Consider the following 19,487-nt stretch of genomic DNA (forward strand, 5'->3'; position numbering starts at 1 on the left):
TCTCATCAGCGACCGGCTCGCCGCTTCTTGATTGCGTTCGAGACTCTCGACATGAACCTCGCTTGTTTTGCCGAGCATACCGTGCAGTGCGGGAGCAGGATCGTGGGGAGATTTCCCCCTGCGCGCCGGTTGACGGAAACCGCGGGAATGTGGTCGGGAATGTGGTGACCCTTCGAGGTGAGGTCGGTCTTGCTGCCACACGCATGGCAGCCGTACTTCCGGCCGATCATGTCGATCTTGGCCTTGATCGGGCCGAACGAGCGGGACATTCCCTTGGGCCAGACGACTCCGAAGCGTGCGTACGGCCCCGGCCCTGCCATGCCGGACCGGGACGTCGGGTGGACCCGGACGATCGGGCAGGTGTCGCTGCTGTTGTGGACCAGGACGTCGTCGGACCCGGTGGCCACGAAGTACGTGTGGGCGTTGCCGACGTTCAGGTTGTAGACGAGCTGCTCGTCGAGGTCGCCCTCGTCGTGCACCCAGGTGACCGTGCTGAGCGTGCCGTTCGGCCCCTGCAGCTGGTCGCCGATCCGGACGTCCGCCGCGTTGACCCATCCACGGCCCTCGACGAAGACCGGGTGGTAGGAGGTCGCCCGGATGCCCGGCGAGGCCGGGTCGGTGTCCGTACCGATCTCGACGATGTGCTTCGGGGCGAAGCTCGTGTAGACCGCGAGGACGGGCTGGGCCTTGGTTTCGCCGGTTTCCGGGTCAGCTGCCGCGACGTAGTCGCCGACCTGGATCTCGCTGATCGGCAGATACGTTCCGTCGGCCATCAGGACCGGCGTCTCCGGTTCGAACGAGTTGCAGCCCGTTCGGCGGAAGATCTTCCGTGCGGTGTTGGCGGCCCTCTCCACCCGGGACGCCGCCCGGGTGGACTTCACGGCTGTCGCCGCGGCCTTGACCACGGGGCCGGCGCCGACGGTCGCCGCCACGGCGGTCACCGCCATCTCGGCGGCCTTCGCCCAGTTCCCGGTGGCGGCGTACGACACCGAGGAGACGGCGGCCGCGACGGCACCGATGGGGCCGGGGATGTACGACGCCACCTCCGCCACCTTGGCGACGACCTCCACCGTCTTCTTCAGCCACTTGGGCATGCCCCAGTTGCCGTCGAGGTCGGTGCAGTTGATCGGGTCGCCGGTGCAGTAGTCGTAGGCGCTGGCATTGCCGCCCGGAACCGGGTCGACCTGCAGGAAGCGGCCGAGCGCCGGGCTGTAGAGACGGGCACCCATGAGGATGTCGCCGTCCTGGGCCTCGGCCGAGCGCTGCTTCCCGCCGAGCCAGCCGTAGCGGACGCCCGCCTGGCCGTCCTGCGGGATGCCGAACTCGTCGAAGTCCAGCACCACCGGCTTGGCCAGTGCCGTGTCCGTGGTGATGACCACCGAGCCGAACAGGTTGGTCAGCTGCAGCTGGACGTCACCGGTCCTGCTGGTGGTGGCGACCAGGTCGCCGTCCGGCCCCGAGACGTTGCGGGTCAGGTTGCCCTGAGTGGTGTCCTCGACCGTCCAGCGGACCTCGTCGGAGTCGTCGCCGTAGTGGTTCAGCTTCGACGTGGCGTTGGCCCAGGAGCCGTCCGCCTGCTTCTTGCTGGTGGTGAACGCGGTCAGACGGTGGGCGGCGTCGACGGCCCACTCCTGCTTGGTGTCCCCCTTCTCCTGGGCGGCGACGCGGTCGTTCGCCCAGTAGGTGTTGGTCGCGCCGGTGGCCGTCTTCACCGTCCGCCCGAAGGCGTCGTAGACGAACCCGGCGTCGGTGAGCCGGTCGGCGCTGTCGTAGGTGTGGTTCTCCGCCGTGGCCCCGGCCGTGCTGCACTCGCCGGCCGCCCCGCGCGGGGAGGTCTGCTTGGACAGACGGTTGGAGTGGGCGTCGAAGGCGTACTGGCGGGTGACGCAGCCCGTGGCGACCGTGGTCTGCTCGGCCTTCACCAGCCGGCCGAGCCGGTCGTACTGATAGGAGCGGGTGGCGGTGGAGCTGGTGTCCTTGGCCACCTGGCCCTGGGTGGAGACGTCGCTGGTCTGGGTCCAGACCACGGCGTTGTCGGAGGTGCGGACGTAGCTCCGGCCGGTGGCTTCGCCGACGGCGTTGAAGGTGTCCTTGCGGACGATCCCGCCCGGGTAGGTCTGCTCGACGAGCTGGCCGTCCGGTCCGTACTTGGCGGTGAACTCACCCGCGACGCTGTCGGTCACCGAGGTGACCAGCCCGCGGGGCTCCTTCGCCCGGTCGTAGGCGTAGGCGGTCGACCCGGTCGGGTCGCTCACCTTCACCGGCTTGCCGAACCTGTCGAACTCCGTGGTGGTGGTGCCACCGTCGGCGTCCGTGTAGGAGATCAGTCGGCCGAGCTGGTCCAGGACCCTGGTCAGGGACTTGCCGCCCGCGGTGGTCTTGACGATGTCGCCCGTCGCCGGGTCGTACTCCGTGGTGACCTTCGGGAGCGCGAGTCCCTCGTCGGAGGTGATCTCGGCCGAGGTGATCCGGTCGGCGTTGTCGTAGCCGGTGACGGTCTTCCGCGACTTGCCCGCGTTGTTCTCGGTGATCTCCTCGGGCTCGTTGAAGGCCGAGTAGCGGGTGACCCGCTTCACCGGCAGGGTGGTCGTCATCCGCGAGGCGTCGGCCCCGGTGACGGCGCCGCCCGGCATGGTGACGCAGGGCAGGCCGGCCCACTCGGGTCGGTTGGCGCACGCGGCGTCGTCCGGATTGGCCCCGGCGGTGTAGAACACCGACTTGACCGTCCCGGCGTCGCTGCCGGTCGAGCCGGGCTTGCGCGACTCCAGCGCGTGCCCGAGGGCGTCGTACCGCACCGTCGAGGTGAGCTTGGCCCCCAGGGCGTCGGTGGTCACCGAGGTGGCCGCCCGCAGCGTCCACCCGGAGGTGCCGCCGATGACCGGGTCGAAGCCGTGCTTGGTGACGCGCAGTTCGACATCGTCGGCGTAGCCGTCGATCCGGGCGCCGTCGGTGGAGGTGGTGGCCAGGTGGTAGGCCCGGCCGTCGGGCTTCCCCTCGTCGTAGGTGACGGTGTTGTGGTCGCGCGCCACGACCGAGGTGCCGGCCGCCAGGGTCGGGTTGACCGTCGCCTTGGTGAGGGTGACGGTGTCGAGCCCGGCGTGGAACCGCTCGCCGCCGCTGGCCGCGTTGGTGTCGACGACGGTGACCTTGACCTCGTGGTCGCCGCGCGTCAGCTTCACCGCCGCGCCGGTGGTGTACGGGGCCACCACGGCGTTGGCGCTGTACGTGTCGATCCGCTGGCCGACGTCCTTGCCGTCGATCGCGAACTGGACGACGCCGTGGTCGCTGTTCTTGGTCAGCTGGCCGGAGAGGACGTAGTCGCCCTCCTCGGGAACGGTGACGCGCATCGCGTCGAACGCACCCATGGCCGTACCGCGGACGCCCAGCTGGGCTCCGCCGGACCAGGTGACGCCGCAGCAGTCGTTGTCGGTCTGCACCTTGGTGTTGGTGCCGAGCTGGGGGAGCTTCTCCGCCTCGCCCGTCACCACGGCCGGGTTGGTCTGGCCGTTGACCTGCTCGGCCAGTGAGGCGCGGTAGACCGGGCCGAGCGTGTCGACCACGTCCTGGCCGTCCGCCGAGTAGGCGGTGCGGGAGTCGAGCAGGCGCGCCCGGGACTTGGTGATCTCGGCCTTGCGGGCCTTCTGTTCGTCGTTCAGGTCGGCGGCCGTGAGGTCGGCCGGGATCTGGGGCAGGTTCAGCTCGGCGGCGAGCTTGTCCGTGTCCGGGTGGGTGCCGAGCGCGAGCGAGCGGTTGGTGGCCTCCAGGGCACGGAGGACGTTGCCGTACCGGTCGTACTCCTTGGTGTCGATGTCACCGCCGGGGGTGACGGACGGGGTCGCGGTGTTGACCTCGTTGCCGGAGGCGTTGAGGTAGTGCACGGTGGCCGGCTTGTAGCCGTCCGCACCCGGCTTGGCGGCCGAGGCGGTGTTCGTGCCCGGGTCGTCCTCGGGGCCGAAGACGGCGGTGGCATCGGTGGGCGCGTCGGTCTGTGCCCACGTGGCCACGTCCCCACCGGACAGGTCGTACGGGCCGCCGGCGCCGCGGGTCAGCGGCACGTCGTAGACGACGCTGGTCGCGTTCTCGCCGTTGACCTGGTCCTTGCTGCCCGGCGCGAGGGTGCCGCGGCGGACCTTGAGCAGACGGCCCGGGTCCTGGTCGGCGGCGGCCTTGCCGTAGTCGAAGCTCCACGGCAGCTCGCCGGCGGCGCCGATCCGGGTGACCCGGCCGGCGTCGTCGTAGGCGTACGTGGTCTTCAGCGGGGTGGCCAGTCGCGGGTCCCAGACCTGTGCCAGGCGGCCCTTGTCGTCGTACGCGTAGTGCGCGACCTCGACCGGCTCCTGCCTGGAGGTGGCCGGGTTCCACGACCAGACCTTCACGCCGCGGACCCGGTCCAGGTAGTCACCCGGGTTCGTGGACGTGGCGGTGGTCGCCTTGGCGTAGTCGTACTCCATCACCTCGCAGCCGCGAGGCAGCGGGTCGACCGTGCAGCCGTTGACGTCGTCGACGCCCGGTTCGACGGACGGGATCACGCGCTTGACGAGTGAGCGACCCGCGGAGGTGTCGTACTGGTAGCGGGTGGTCGACGAGGGGTCCGACCCGATCTCGCTGACCAGCTGGTAGATGGTGGAGCCTGCCTGGCGGGCGAAGACGGACTTCGCACCGTCCAGAGCGGTCAGCTCGTACGTGGTGCCGGCGGTCTGGATGTCCCAGACCTGGTTGGGGCCGGCCCAGCAGACCCAGATCGAGGCGCCCTTGTCGGCGTCCAGGCACTGGCCCGAGTGACGGTTCATGACCGTGCCGTCGGTGCGGACCTCCCACTGCTGGTTGTCGCCGCCGTTGCAGCCCCACAGGGTGAGCGGGGTGGCGTTGGCGGTCTGGCCCCAGGGGTTGTCCAGGCAGTAGCCGAGCAGGCGCAGGGTCAGGTCGTCCCCGCGGGTCCACTGCTGGTTCGACGCACCGGTGCAGGCGGCCGGCTGGAGCCGGGCACCGTTCCCGGCGGCGCCGTTCGGGACCTCGAGGCACTGCCCCGTGGTCGACAGGACCACGGCACCGGACTTCGCCGGCACGGCCTTGAGGGACATCGCCTCGGCGCCGGGTTCGGGGAAGAAGCTGCCGTCACTTCCCTTGGCGAAGGTCAGCGAGGACTCGTCGTTCCCCTTGATCTCGACCAGGTCGGACTGCGGGAAGGACAGTGCGCGGAAGTCCGCGTCGGTGCCCGCGTCGGGGCCGCCGGCCCACTGCGGGCCGAACGGGGCGACGATCTCCTTCAGCGACAGGTCGTCGAAGAAGACCTCCTTGCCGCTGCCCGCGGCGTTGCCGTTGTAGAGGCGGAACCAGGCCTCGGTGGCGTCCTTCGGGACCGTCATGTCCAGCGTCAGCTGCTGCCAGCCGTCGGTGAACGAGGCCTTCGGGGACGCGGTCTCGCCGTAGCCGGCCGGGGTGCGGTAGACGCCGACCATGCGCAGGCCGCGGTTGGCCAGCGGGTTGTCCAGGCCGGTCGCGCCGGGGACGTAGATCCAGCCGGTGAGGCGGTAGGTCTTGCCGGGCTGCATGCCCTGGCCGAGCGTGTACTCGGGGCCGAGCGCGGCGAAGGAGTCCCAGCCGGAGCTGGCCGGGACGACCAGCAGGGAGTCGGTCGAGTTGTCGTGACCGCGGGCCGTGGAACGGGCGAGGGTCGCCTGACCGGCGGTGAAGCCGGTCAGGTCGGTGCCGACCTGGCGCTGGTTGAGCGTCAGGCGCTCACCCTGGGGCTGCCAGCCGCGGCCGGCGTCACGCGACGAGGCCGCGCGCTTGACCGACATGCCGAACTCGTTGACGTCCGTCACGTCGGTCGAGAAGTCACCGGTCAGCAGGTTGACCGAGCCGGGGCCGATGCCCGCGCCCGCCGCGCCGTCGGCGTTGCGGTCGACGGTGATGGTGTTCCACACGGTGGCGTAGCCGCTGCCGGAGCCGTCCTCGGGGAAGAGGAGGGCGCGGACCTGGACGACGCCGCCGACCTGGCCGAGCGTGTCGAGGACGCTCCAGTTGGCGTGCGGGCCGAGGTCCGCGAGCCGCGGCTTGTCCTCGGAGACCGCGGTGTTGTCCGCCTTGGTCAGGTTGGTGCGGGGGACGGCGTACTCGGTGGCGCCGGGGCCGCGGCGGTACTGGTAGACGACGCGCTTGAACTGGGCCTGCGCGTCCACCGCGAGCTTGACGCGCTTCGCGGACTGGGTGCCGTTGACCGGCGAGCTCATGCCCGCCTGGCCGACCTGGAAGGTGTACGTCGCGGGCGGGGAGAGGTTGCCCGCACGGTCCTTGGACTGCACGCTGAGCACGCGCCGGCCCTCGGTGGTCGGCGTGATCGACGTGGTCAGCGCGCCGGTGGCGGTGACCGTTACCGGCGTGCCGCCGTCCAGGGTGTAGACGTAGGCCGCGGTGTCGTCGGTGCCCGGGGCGGGCGAGAAGGTGAACGAACCGGCCTGGTTGGCGGTGCCGTGCCACAGCCCGTCGGCCGGGTAGTCCGCCGAGCTGACGAACGGGGTGCCGGGCTTGACGGTGTCCGCCACGACGTTGGTGCCGACCCAGCCGGAGCGGGACTTGCCGTCGTCGAGCATGGCCCAGATCGAGTACTGCACGCCCTCGTCCAGCTTGGCGATGCCGTAGTCGGAGGGGCGGACGGTCGCGATGGCGCCGTTCGGGGTGTCCTTGGCGATGCTGCCGATGAACGTGCCGCCGCGCCACAGGTCGAGGTAGATCTTCAGCGGGTCGCCGTCGGGGTCGGCCGCCTGCACCTGGAAGCGCGGGTTGGCGTCCGAGGTGTAGCGCGGGTTGCCCTGCTGGGACGGCTGCACCTCGACGGTCGCGGGCGTGGCCGGGACGGTGTTGTAGGTGACCGAGACGAACGGCGGGGCGCCGCCCTCCGCGGAGCTGAACCGCTTCCAGGACAGGCTGCTGGACTCGTCGGCGGCCTTCAGCATGAAGCCGTAGCTGGAGTCGTGCTGCGCGAAGTACCGCACCATCTCGGTGACGTCGGCCTTCGCCCACGCGGAGCCGTCGGGGGCGGTGCACTGGTGGGTGTCACCGCCGTCGACGTCCCAGGTGTCGTTGGACGTCGCCCACTTGCGGTCGATGCCGGGCTGGTTGCCCCAGCGGGTGCCGGAGTTGGCGCCGTACGCGTTCCACACCTCCCACTGCTTCGCGGTGCAGGAGGACGAGTGGTAGTTGTAGACGTTGAGCGTGGCGCCCAGGATCTGCTTGCCGTTGAACGAGGCGCCCGGGATGGTCAGGAACGACCGGGCCACGACCTTGCCGTCGTAGCTGCCCAGCTTGAGGTCGGTCGACGACGAGGCGTCGATGTTCTCGTTGGTCTGGACGTAGGTGTCGAAGATCGTGCCGACGTCGACCACCGGGTCGACGGTGACCGGGAACTGCGTCCTCGGGCTCGCCAGGAACGCGGCGTCGGGGGTGAACACCAGCTCGGTGTCGGCGCCCTGACCGCGGACCTGCATGGTGACGGGGCCGCGGTTCAGGTGCTCCTGCGAGGCCGGGTCGACCGCGGCGTCCCACATCACGGGGGCCGGGATCCTGACCGCGGCCTTGCCGGTCGCCTTGTCGAGCAGCTGGATCGAACCGTCCTGCTGCGGTGCGACGTCCAGGCCGGTGGTGTCCAGGGGGAGCGTCAGCGTGCCCGCCTGGGACACGGCGGAGCGGTCCTTGACGATCAGGAACTGCTCGAAGCCGGTCCGGGTGGCCTCCAGCACCAGGTCGACGCCGGGGCGGGCGTCGACGTAGGTCGCCTTGTTGCCGTCCAGCTTCGGCTTGGGCAGCTTGCCCAGCCAGCCGAAGCGGACCTGCTGGTCACCCGTGCCGAACTTCACCAGCTCGCGCTCGGCGGGAGCGGGCGCGGGCGCCGGCTGCGGGTCGGCCGCCGGTGCGGCCGCGCGGGCGGCGCCGCGCGAGGCGCGGGTCGCCTCAGCCGATGCCGATGCCGACGCGGAGGCGGACGGTGACGGCGACGCGGACGGCGTGGCCGAGGGCGTCCCGCTCGGGGCGGCGGTCGCGCCGGGCGTGCCGGTGGTGGCGGTGGCCGTGGGCGCAGCGGTGGTCGGCGCGGCCGAGGTCGGGGCTGCGCCGGGCGTCGCGCTCGGGGCCGCCGAGGGCGCTCCCGTCGGTGCGTTCGGTGCGCCCGGGGTCGCCGCGGCGCCCGGCAGGCTGTCGCCCACCGTCACGCCGGCGTCGCCGCCCTCGAAGACGACTCCGCCGGGGTGCGCCTTCGGTGCGACCTTGCCGTCGGGCGTCTGCACCAGGGTGGTGTCGACAGGCACCCAGGCGTCGCCGACCTTCATCCGGATCGGCCCGGTGGAGCGGTCGGAGGTCAGCGTGCCGTCCGGGTTCGCCCACACCGTGGAGAACTCGGTCCGGGCGCCGGTGACCTCGATGCGGCGCTTCTGCAGCCGGGCCGCGAGCAGGGCCGACGCCTCGTCGGGTGCCTCGGTGCCCGGGACGGCGGGCGGGGCGGGGGGAGTGGGGGCGGCGGAGGCGGGGGCGGCTGTCACCGCGTCCACCACCACGCCGGCCTGCACCAGCAGGCCGAGCGTCAGGAGCGCCGATATCGGGCGCATTCGACGCGTGGAGAAGGCCCCGGCCGCGAATGCGGACGAGGCCTGAGAACGTCGTGCCATCAAGTCTCTCTCAAGAGAATTTCGGTCTTTGGAATGGCCTGGTTAAAGCAGAGGTCAATCTTTCACGCTCAGCGGACACTCAGTTACCAATCAGGATGACGATTCCGTAACGGATCACTCACGCTCTGGAATCGATTCCGGGCGGCAGGAATCGACTGTCCGTCAGAAATGCCCGGCCGCATGAAGAAAGGCGAAAGAAGAACGGCGAATGGGAAAGTCCCGCTCAGCCCCGGCCGTGCCGCCGGCTCAGCCCGCGGGTCGGGACGGTGTCCAGGACGAGGGTGCGGGCCTGGTCGGCCGTCATGGGGCGGGCGAAGAGGTAGCCCTGGCCGAAGGGGCAGCCCATGGCGGCGAGGAGGTCGCGCTGGTCGGGGTGCTCGATGCCCTCGGCGATGACCTTGACGCCGAGGGTGTCGGCGATGCGGGCGATGCCCTCGACGAGGGCGTACTGCTGCTGGGAGAGTCCGAGTCCGTCGATGAAGGACTTGTCGATCTTGAGAATGGAGATCGGGAACTCGCGCAGGTAGGAGAGTGACGAGTATCCGGTGCCGAAGTCGTCGATGGCGATGCCGACGCCGAGTTGTCCGAGGGTGGCCATGTCGGCGTGGACGCGGTCGTCGCGGCGCATCAGGACGGATTCGGTGAGTTCGAGGACGAGGGTGTGCGGGTCGATTCCGGAGGTCCGCAGGACGTCGCGGACGACGTCGACGAAACCGGCGTCGCGGAACTGGCGGGCCGACACGTTGACGTTGACCCGCAGCGGGGGCCGGCCGCTGCTGGCCCGGGCGGCGGAGCTGGCGGCGTGCCAGGCGGCGGCCTCCAGGGCGGCGCGTTCCAGGACCCAGGCGCCGAGCGGGACGATCTGGCCGCTCTCCTCGGCGAGGGAGATGAACTCGTCGGGCAGCACCATGCCGCGCCGGTCGTGCGGCCAGCGGACCAGGGCCTCGAAGGCGACCAGGTCGCCCGTGGCGAGGTCGACGATCGGCTGGTAGTACAGCTGGAAGGCCGCCTCGGCGATCGCCGTGTCCAGGTTCTCGTTCAGCTCGTGCCGCTCGACCAGCCCGGCCTGCAGGGCCGCCTGGTAGTGGCACCACTGGCGGCGACCGGCCGCCTTCGCCGAGTAGAGCGCCAGGTCGGCGTGGGTGAGCAGCTCGGCGGCGTCCACGCTGTCCTCGGTGGTCGCCACCCCGATGCTCGCCGTCACCCGGACGGCGCCCGCGCTGAGCTTGAACGGTTCGCCGAACACCGCCAGCACGCCGTCCGCGATCGCGTCGACGTCGCCCGGGCGCAGCGCGTCCTCCACCAGTACGGCGAACTCGTCGCCGCCGAGCCGCGCCGCGGTGTCCGAGGTGCGCAGCGCGGTGGAGATCCGCAGCGAGACGGCGACCAGCAGCTCGTCGCCGACCGCGTGCCCCTGGGTGTCGTTGACCACCTTGAAGTCGTCCAGGTCGATGAAGAGGACGCCGGTGACGGCGCCGCTGCGCTCACCGCGGGAGAGCGCGTGGCCGACCCGGTCCTGGAACAGCACCCGGTTGGCGAGGCCGGTCAGCGAGTCGTGGAAGGCCCGGTGGGTGAGCTCGCGCTCCATCTGGCGCTGCTGGGTCACGTCGCGCAGGGTGAGCACCAGTCCGAGGACGGTCGGGTCGGCGCGCAGGTCGTTGAAGCGGACCTCGACCTCGATCGGGGTGCCGTCCTGCCGCAGCAGCCGCCAGTGTTCACGCGGCTGCTCGCGCGACTCGCGGCCCGCGACGCCGCCGGACGGCGGGTCGGCTGGCCCCCGCATCCGGGCCAGCGCCTTGCCGACGGACCGGCTGTCCTCGGGCGGGACGAGGTCGGTGAACAGCCTGCCGTGCAGTCCGGGGTAGCCGAGCACCCGCTCGGCGGAGGAGGAGGCGTAGCGCACGCCGTCGTCCGCGTCGAGGATCAGGATGACGTCGCTGGCGCTCTGCACCAGGGTGCGGAAGTAGAGCTCGCTGTTGCGGCGGTTGACCTCCTGGCTGAGCATGACGCGCTCCACGGCCAGGGCGGCCTGGGCGGCCAGGATCTCCAGCGAGCTCCAGAGGCTGGTCAGCTCCTGGTCGGTGCCGGTGACGATCAGGGCGCCGATCAGAGGGTCGCCGGAGGGGCGCTCGGCGAGGGTGAGCGGGCAGAGCAGGGCCGAGGGCATCCCGTCGAGACGGGTGGCCAGGTCGGTGCCGATGTCCTCGACGGGCAGTAAGCGGGTCTCCCGGTAGGCGGCGAGCGCCAGCACCTCGTCGGAGTCGGAGGTGGGGCCGAGGTGGTGCTGCGCCGGGCCGCGTTCGGCGTGCCGGACGTGCAGCACCCCGGCCTCGGTCACGGCGAGCAGCGCGACGTGCCCGGCCTCGGCGGGCATCAGGGTGGACGCGGAGGCCTGGACGGCGTCCGCGACCTCCTCCACGGTGACGGCCGCGGTGAGCCGGGCACCCGCCTCGCGCAGCGCCCGTTCGCGTGAGATGGCCTCCCTGCGGGCGACCACGACGACCGCCAGCCTGGCCAGCACGAGCAGGTAGATCAGCGCGGAGAAGGCGCCGATCACGCCCGCGTTGCTGGTGTTGCCGGCCAGCGACTCGATGATCAGGATCGCGGGGGCGACCAGCGAGGCCAGGGTGAGCAGCAGCAGCCGCCCCGGGCTGAGGTCGGGTTGCTGGGTGGGCACCGGTTTGGTGAGCTCGACCATCGAGGGGTGCAGGGCCGCCGCGCCCCAGGCGGTGTAGAAGGCGGCCCAGCCGAGCTCGACGGGGGTGCCGATGTGCCAGGTGCCGTGCAGCTGGATCAGCCCGTAGAGCACGTCGGAGGCCAGGATGCCGAGGGTGCCCACGGTGAGCAGCTGCAGCGAGCGGCTCTTGCCGCCGCGGGGGGTGAGCAGGCGCAGCAGCAGGGCCAGGACGACCACGTCGCCGAGCGGGTAGGCGATCGAGACGGCCTTCTGGATCCAGGTGAGGTCCTGGTTCCGGGCGTACGGGAGGATCAGGTAGATCCAGGAGAGCAGCGCCAGGCCCATGGTGAGGATCAGTGCGTCGAGCAGCCCGGCGCGGTCCTGATGGGCCGTCCGCCACCGGATGAAGCCGAGCACGCCGAACGCGTACAGCACGAACTCGGCCAGGTAGAAGACGTCCGCCACGGACGGGAAGGGGTTGTCCAGGTGCAGGATGTTCAGCTGGATCGCCTGCACCACCTCGCCCGCCGTGAAGCTCAGGTTGGCGAGTGCGAGCAGGTACCAGGGCATCGCGTGCGCGGGGCGGTTGAGGCGGACGCCGACGACCATGGCGGCGACGCCGCCGAGGCCGATGCCCGTCCACCAGATGATCCGCTGCGAGGGGTTGGCGTAGTAGATGCCGGTGAACAGCACCATCCACACCAGGTAGACGGCCATCAGGCGTTGGCGCCGACGAGTCAACGGGGCTACCTCCTCCGCGACATCACCCGGCCGTTCCGGCGGGCTAGTTCGGGCGAGGGCGGGGTGTTCGGCGGTCGGGTCGGCTCGCCCCGGTCCGGTTCGGCGCAGGGGCCGGTCCGCCCGGCCGGACCCCGACCGGACGTTCCTCCTGTGCCGTGAGTGCGTATAGTCGGAAATGTCGCACCTCCCAGCATTCTGCCGCCACACCACGAGGTCAAGCCGGTGGACGAAGCAGTCGACAGCGCACAGGGCGCAGTAACCGATGTGAACGCCGGACGTCACGCCGTGGTTCGCAACGACAACGGTCAGTACGCGATCTGGCCCGGCGACTTAACCGTCCCGGGCGGCTGGTACCTGATCCACGGGCCGTCCACCCGCGAGGACTGCCGGGCCTACGTGGAGCGCGAGTGGCGCCCGCCCTCCCTGGGCTTCCCGGGCGACCCCCGGCACGGCCGGTCACCCGCGGGCTTCGCCGACACCGTGCACGGCCTGTTCCGCACCCGCGCCGCCCACGACCCCGAAGCCGCCGCCGTGATCGACGACGGCGTCACGCTGAGCTACCGGGAGCTCGACCGGCGCAGCGACCGCCTGGCCGACGCCCTGCGGGCCGCCGGCGCCGGCCCGGACCACGTCGTGCCGGTCTGCCTCGAACGCGGCGCGGCCCTCGTCGTCGCCTGGCTCGGGGTGCTCAAGGCCGGCGGGGCCTTCCTGCCGCTCGACCCGGCCTACCCGGTGCGGCGCATCGACCAGCTCGTCGAGGACTGCGGAGCCCAGGTCGCCGTCACGGACGGCAGGGCGCTCCCGGGCGTACGGAACCTGCGCCCCGACGCCGGCCCGCCGGATCCCGTGGCACCTGCCGGGACACCGGACTCCAGGCCCGACGACCTCGCCTACCTGATCTACACCTCCGGCACCACCGGCGTCCCCAAGGGCGTCGCGGTCACCCACCGCTCCCTGGTCTTCACCCTCGACCGGGTCGTGCGCGCCTACGGCCTGGCCCCCGGCGACCGCGTCCTGCAGCTCGCCGCGCTCGGCTTCGACACCTCCCTCGAGCAGGTCTTCGCCACGCTGCTGGCCGGGGCCACCCTGGTCCTCGGCGGCGGCCGGACCTGGGCGCCCACCGAGCTCGTCCACCGGATGGACGGCGTCGGCCTGACCGTCGCCGACCTCACCCCCGCGTACTGGCACCACGTGCTCGCACTGCTCCCGCCCGCCGTGCCACCCGCACCGGCCCCGGACCCGCCGGACGGGGCCGGCGGAACGCCGCCCGGCGCGACGCGCCCCGCCCCCACGGGCGCCACCCCCGACACCGCCGGTTCCGACACCGCCGGTTCCGACACCGCCCGCCCGGCCGGCGGCACCATCGGCGGCACCACGCCGCCGGGGCCCGGTCGTGACGGACTGCGGCTGGTCGTCGTCGGCGGCGACGTCGTGCACGCCGACGACTGCCGGGCCTGCCTGGAGCGGCTGCCCGGCGTGCGCCTGGTGAACGCCTACGGGGTCACCGAGGCCGCCATCACCTCCGCCCTGTGCGAGATCACCCCGGACCTCCTGGCGACCGCCGGTGCGGCCGGGGCGGCCGCGCCCATGCCGATCGGCCGCCCGCTGCCCGGCGTGCGGGTGCACGTCCTGGACGCCCGGCTGCGGCCCGTCCGGCCCGGCGAGAAGGGCGAGATCCACCTCGGCGGCCCCGGTCTGGCCCGCGGCTACTGGCGCGCCCCCGTGCTCACCGCCGAGTCCTTCCTGCCCGACCCGTACGCGCCAGTCCCCGGCGAGCGGATGTACCGCACCGGCGACGCCGGCCGCTGGCGGTCCGACGGGCAGCTGGAGATCCTCGGCCGCCTCGACGACCAGGTCAAGGTGCGCGGCAACCGGGTCGACCCGGCCGAGATCGAGGCCGCCCTCGCCGCCCACCCCGACGTCCGGCAGGCCCGGGTCGCCGCCGACAGCGGCGCCCCCGACGGCAGCCGCGCGCTCACCGCGTACTACACGCTCGCCGACCGCGCCTCCACCGGCGCCCGCGCCCGGCGCGACCGGATCCGGGCCTACCTGGCCGAGCGGCTGCCCGAGTACATGGTCCCGGCCGAGTTCGTCCTGCTGGACAGCATGCCGCTCACCGCCGCCGGCAAGATCGACCGCCGCCTGCTGCCGCGCTCCGAACCCAAGGTGCACCGGCGTGACGGCGAACGGCGCACCCCCGCGCGCACCCAGGACCGCGTCGGGTCGGCCCCCGGCGCCGGAGCGGTCGAGGCCGCCATCGGGCACCTGTGGACCGAGCTGCTGGGCGTCGAGGACGTCGGCCCCGCCGACGACTTCTTCGCCCTCGGCGGCAACTCGCTGCTCGCCATGGAGATGCTCGCCCGCGCCCGGATCATGCTCGGCATCGACGTCACCCGGATCCGCGCACTCACCCGCGCCCTGCTGCGCGACGCCACCCTGCGCGCCTTCGCCACCGCCGTGCAGGCCGCCCGCGCCGACGGCTCCGGCACCCGGGAGGCCGCCCTGGACTGGGCCGCCGAGGCCCAACTCCCTTACCCGGTAAAGCAGTCCTGGAGCCCCGCGCCCTGCCGGGCCGATCCGGCCGAGATCCTGCTCACCGGTGCCACCGGGTTCTGCGGCGCCCACCTGCTGCACGCCCTGCTCGCCACCACCCGGGCCCGGATCCACTGCCTGGTCCGCGCCCCCGACGAGGAGCACGGGCTGGAACGCCTGCGCGCCTCCCAGCAGCGCTTCCTGCGGCACGACCTCGCCGACACCCGCGTGCTGCCGCTGGTCGGCGACCTCGCCGAACCCCGGCTCGGCCTCACGGAGCGCCAGTTCGCCTGGCTGGCCGGCAACGTGGACGCCATCCACCACCTCGGCGGACAGGTCAACTTCATCTACCCGTACCACCAGCTGCACGCACCCAACGTGGGCGGCACCCGCGAGATCGTCCGCCTCGCCGGGCACAGCCGGGGCATCCCCGTGCACTACCTGTCCACCCTCGCCGTCCTGGCCGGCTTCGGCGCGGCCGGCGTCGACGAGGTCACCGAGCGGACCCCGCTCGCCCACGCCGACAAACTCGGCGTCGGCTACGTCGAGAGCAAGTGGGTCTCCGAGCAGCTGCTGCACAACGCGGCCGCCGCCGGGCTGCCCGTCACCGTGCTGCGCACCAACGACGTCACCGGGGACCTCGCCAGCGGCGTCATGAACACCGGCACCGAGATCTGCGCGCTCATCAAGTACCTCGCCGACAGCGGCACCTGCCCCGACGTGCGGCTGCTGCTCGACTTCGTCCCGGCCGACCGGTTCGGCCAGGCCGTCGCCCACATCGCCGCCCACGCCCCCGCCAACGGCGAGGTCTACCACCTCACCTCGCCGCGCCCGGCCGTCCTCGCCGACCTCGCCGACCGGCTCCGGGCCCGCGGCCACCCGATCGCCGAACTCCCGTACGGCGAGTGGGTACAGGGTCTGGTGCGGTTCGCCGCCGGCCACCCGACCCACCCCATCACCCCGTTCGTCCCGCTCTTCGTCGACCGCAGCCCGGGGACGGACCTGTCGATCAGCGAGATGTACTTCCGCCCGACCTTCCCGCTGTTCGACCGGGCCAACACCGACGAGGCGCTCACCGGCAGCGGCATCGAGCTGCCCGCGGTGGACGCCGACCTGCTCGACCTCTACCTGCGGCAACTGGCGGCGGAGGGCTTCCTCGCCGCACCGGCCGGAGCGCTGCGCGGATGAACGCCTTCGCCGGACTGGACGTGCGCACCGCGCCCGCGGACGGGCCGGTGGCCTTCGGTGCGGGCCTCGGCGCGGCGGAGCTGCTGGCGGCCTACCGGTGCGGGCTGTTCCCGATGCCCGCGGCCGACGAGTTCGCCGCCGCGTACAACGAGGCGCGCTTCCAGGATGCCGTGGAGAAGGGCGAGTTGGCGCTGCTGACCGCCCCCGGCGGTCCCTCCGGAGGCCCGGACGCGGACCCGTACGCGCTCGCCTGGTGGTCACCCGACCCCCGCCCCGTGCTGCCCCCCGACGGCGTGCGGATCGGCCGCCGGCTCGCCCGGCGGCTCCGGAACGGGCTGCCGTGGTGGACCAGCGCCGACCGGTCCTTCGGCGAGGTGCTGGAGCGCTGCGCCGAGCGGCGTCAACCCGTCTGGCTCACCGACGAGTTGAAGAAGGGGCTGGAGGAGCTGCACGCGCTCGGGGCGGCGCACAGCGGAGAGGTGTGGGAGGGCGACGAGCTGATCGGCGGGGTCTTCGGCGTCGCCACCGGGCCCGTCCTCAGCCTCGACTCGATGTTCCACCTCCGCCCCGACGCCGCCCGGGTGGCCGTCGCCGACCTGGGCGTGCGGTTCGGCGCGGCCGGCGGGCGGCTGCTCGACGCCCAGTGGGACGGCCCGCACATCCGCAGCCTCGGGGCCGTCCTGATGCCGCGCGAGCGGTACCTGGCCGAGCTGGCCGCCGGTGTCGAGCCGGGGCCGCTGGCCTGCGGGCCGAAGCCGGCGGCCCGGCTGGCCTGACCCGCCCGCCCGGCTGCCTGCCCGGCCTGCCTGCGCGGGCCCTGCTCCGGGCGCCTCGGCGCGTTCACCCCGGTGCGTTCACCTCGGCGACGCCCGCCGTTTGGCCTGTCTTCGACAAACTTATTCCTCGTCAGTAACATAGCGCCGCGTGTTCAAGCGCTCCATAGGCAGGGCCACCGGCCCCGCCGTCCTCACCCTCATCCTCGCCGGGGTCGCCGCCTGCGGACCCACCACCCCGGGCACCCAACCAGCCGCCGCCGGCGCCGCCGCACCGGCCGCCACCGGCACCGCAGCCGCCGCACCGGCCGCCGCCGCGGGCACCCCGGCCGCCGCCCAGGCCGCCGGCGCCCCCCGGGCCAAGGCCGGCACCCCGACCGCCACACCCACCAGCGCCAAGCCCACCGCGGCCGCCGCCGCACCCGTCGCCGCCGCGCCGGCCGGCGACAAGCAGGCCGCCATCGCGGCCCCGGCCAAGGACGGCGGCGCGGCCACCCCGGCCGACCGCAACCTCCAGCTCACCGCGTACGACCCGGCGAGCGGCACCGCCGTCCTCTCCGCGCCGGCCGCGACGACCGCGCCGACGACCGCGCCCTCCACCCCGGCCACCCCGTCGGGCACCCCCACCGCGGCCCCCGCCGTCCAGCCCGGGCAGCTGATCGCCAGCCCGCCCACCGCCGCCGCCCCCCAGGGCGCGCTGGTCGCCGTCACCGCCGTCCACCCCGGCGCCGGCACCACCCTCAACCTCGCCACCCGCCCCGCCACCCTCGCCGAACTCCTCGGCGGCACCGAGGCCGACGGCAAGGTGCCGGTCGACCCGCACGGCATCACCGTCACCCCGCTGGTCAAGGACCTCAAGGCCACCGTCGGCGCAGACCCGTCCGGCGTCAAGGCCGACGCCTCCGGCACCCTGGAGGTCGACGTCAAGGCGCCCATGCCGCTGCCCGGCGGCGCCAGCGTCGACGCCAGCGGCTCCCTCCAGCTCCACCCCGCCGTCCACTTCGCCTACCACGGCGCGGCCGCCGGGAGCCCCCGCACCGCCTCCATCGGCTTCGACCTCGGCGCCCAGGCCCACTGGAAGGTCACCGGCGACCTCGCCCGCGACACCGGCGCGGCGCCCGTCCGGCTGCCCTTCGCCAAGCTCCAGGCCAGCCCCGTGCTGACCGTCGCCGGGCTGCCCGTCGTGGTCAACCTCGGCCTCACCTGCTACCTGGAGATCAGCGCCGACGGCCAGGTCCACCTGGAGGCCGAGCAGGAGGCCACCGGCACCTGGGCCGTGCGCGCCGACTACACCGGCGGCAAGGGCTGGGCCCCGACCACCAGCGCCGACACCAAGGTGTCCCCGGTCCGGGTGCGCCTCACCGGCAAGGCCGGCGTCCGCGCCGCCCTCGGCACCGAGGTCAGCATCGGCCTCTACGACACCGTCGGCGTCGAGACGACCGTCGCCCCCTACCTGCGGGCCCAGGCCGAAGGCTCCCTGAGCGCCGACTCCTCCGGCAACCCGCCGCAGGCCCAGGGCAGTTGGTCCCTGGTCGGCGGCGTCGACCTGAACGGCTCGCTGACCGCCCACCTCAAGGTCTTCGGCACCCCGGTCATCGAGGGCAAGCTCCCGCTGCCCCCGTTCCACCGCGAATGGCCCCTGCTCGCCGGCTCCGCGGTCCTGCCGTCCACGAAGCCCACCAGCAGCTGAGCCTCCCCCGAGAGCGATCCCAGGAGTGGGAAGTCGGCGGGTCCGACTTCCCACTCCTGCGTTTCTCGCCCGAGCGAGCGGGTTCCTCCGGACCGAGGGCGCCGGCACCCCGTCCGGCCGACGGCTCCCCGCCGGCGCCGGTCAGATCCAGTTCCGGTTCCGGGCCGCCAGCGCGGCCTGGAACCGGTTGGGGGCGCCGAGGCGTCGCATCAGTGCCGCGACGTGGCTGCGGTACGTCCGCACCGACATGTCCAGGGTGCGGGCGCCGGCCTCGTCCTTGTCGGCGCGGGCCATGGTCCGCAGCACCTCCCGCTCGATCGCGCTCGGGAGCTCCTCCCCGACGCCGCAGGCCTGTGACCAGCGGCGCTCGAAAAGAGCCAGCAGGTGGGCGACCACTCCCGGTTGGCGGATGACCAGGGCGCCCCGGGTGATGTCCTGCGGGTCGGTGGCGACGAGGGCGGTTCGGCGGTCGAAGACCACCATCCGTTCGAGCGGGTCGGGCGTACCGCGTACCTGGGCGCCCTGTTCGGCCAGTTCGGTGGCGAAGCGGCTGACCCTGCGGCACTCGAGGGCGTTGCTGTGCAGGATGGTCCGCATCCGCAGGCCGCGCCGTAGGTACTTGAGGTCGGAGGCCCGGACGGCGTCGAGAGCGGCGGAGATGATCGGCCCCGGGTGGGTGGTCAGACGCTCCTCGCGGACGAAGAACGACAACTCGTCGACGCACTCGACCACCTGGTCGATGCCCTCGACGTACTGGAGGTCGCCCGCCGGATCCTGCCGCCCCGCCCGCAGGTCCTCCAGCAGGCCGTCCACCAGGTGGCGGGCAGAGAGGACCCGTCGGATCTCGTCCTGGAGTCCGTCGAGCCGGCACCGGGCCAGCCGTTCGACGGCGGTTCTCGGGTCGACGGCGTCGAACGCGGGATCGTGCGGGGGCCGACCGTGCGCGGTGGTCGCCAGACCGATTTCACGGAGCCCGGTGACGGCCGCCCGGGCGTCGTCGAGACCGAGTCCGCAGCCGAGGGCGATCGCGGTGATGCCGATGCGGGGGGAGCGCAGGAGCAGCCGGTAGACCGACTCCTCCCGGGTGCTCACGCCCAGTACTGCCAGTGTGTTGCCTTCCACGCGGGTGCCCTCGGGGTGTCGAAGCGGAGGTGGCGGTCCGGATCGGGCCGCCGCAGGACAGTGATCGTCCAACAGCGGCCGGGGGCTCCCCAGGGACCTGCGCC

At 72.9% G+C, this 19,487-nt stretch carries 6 protein-coding genes; 3 read left to right on the forward strand and 3 right to left on the reverse strand.

Annotated features, from left to right (window positions below):
- Positions 1–5: 5 nt before the first annotated feature.
- Together AB0N04_RS00350 and AB0N04_RS00355 are read right to left on the reverse strand one after the other, a co-directional pair.
- Positions 6–8,600, reverse strand: a complete 8,595-nt coding sequence (locus AB0N04_RS00350) for a ricin-type beta-trefoil lectin domain protein (RefSeq protein WP_360205002.1) — start codon at positions 8,598–8,600, stop codon at positions 6–8.
- Between the two features lie 283 nt (positions 8,601–8,883).
- Complete coding sequence (locus tag AB0N04_RS00355; RefSeq protein ID WP_360205005.1) at positions 8,884–12,078, reverse strand: EAL domain-containing protein; 3,195 nt, start codon at positions 12,076–12,078, stop codon at positions 8,884–8,886.
- Between the two features lie 264 nt (positions 12,079–12,342).
- Between AB0N04_RS00355 and AB0N04_RS00360 the strand changes: the two genes are divergently transcribed.
- The 3 genes from AB0N04_RS00360 to AB0N04_RS00370 all read left to right on the forward strand — a co-directional run bounded on the left by AB0N04_RS00360 (position 12,343) and on the right by AB0N04_RS00370 (position 18,261).
- Complete coding sequence (locus AB0N04_RS00360) at positions 12,343–15,798, forward strand: thioester reductase domain-containing protein (protein WP_360205007.1); 3,456 nt, start codon at positions 12,343–12,345, stop codon at positions 15,796–15,798.
- Positions 15,795–16,574: a leucyl/phenylalanyl-tRNA--protein transferase gene (locus AB0N04_RS00365; protein ID WP_360205010.1), complete on the forward strand. Its 780-nt coding sequence runs from the start codon at positions 15,795–15,797 to the stop codon at positions 16,572–16,574. Before AB0N04_RS00360 ends, AB0N04_RS00365 begins: the two co-directional genes overlap by 4 nt.
- Before the next feature lie 148 nt (positions 16,575–16,722).
- On the forward strand, positions 16,723–18,261 hold the full coding sequence (locus AB0N04_RS00370) for a hypothetical protein (protein WP_360205013.1): 1,539 nt from the start codon (positions 16,723–16,725) through the stop codon (positions 18,259–18,261).
- A gap of 141 nt (positions 18,262–18,402) precedes the next feature.
- Here the strand turns inward: AB0N04_RS00370 and AB0N04_RS00375 are convergent, their stop codons facing one another.
- Positions 18,403–19,383, reverse strand: coding sequence for a LuxR C-terminal-related transcriptional regulator (locus AB0N04_RS00375; RefSeq protein ID WP_360205016.1), 981 nt, complete (start codon positions 19,381–19,383; stop codon positions 18,403–18,405).
- Between the last annotated feature and the right edge of the window lie 104 nt (positions 19,384–19,487).

Origin of the sequence: Kitasatospora sp. NPDC051702, from assembly GCF_040681575.1 — a bacterium.
GTDB lineage: Bacteria > Actinomycetota > Actinomycetes > Streptomycetales > Streptomycetaceae > Kitasatospora.

What these genes read in the sequence shown, in the direction of transcription:
- AB0N04_RS00350 (WP_360205002.1), bottom strand. Translation starts at nt 8,600, where the DNA reads ATGCGCCCGATATCGGCGCTCCTGACGCTCGGCCTGCTGGTGCAGGCC.
- AB0N04_RS00365 (WP_360205010.1), top strand. Translation starts at nt 15,795, where the DNA reads ATGAACGCCTTCGCCGGACTGGACGTGCGCACCGCGCCCGCGGACGGG.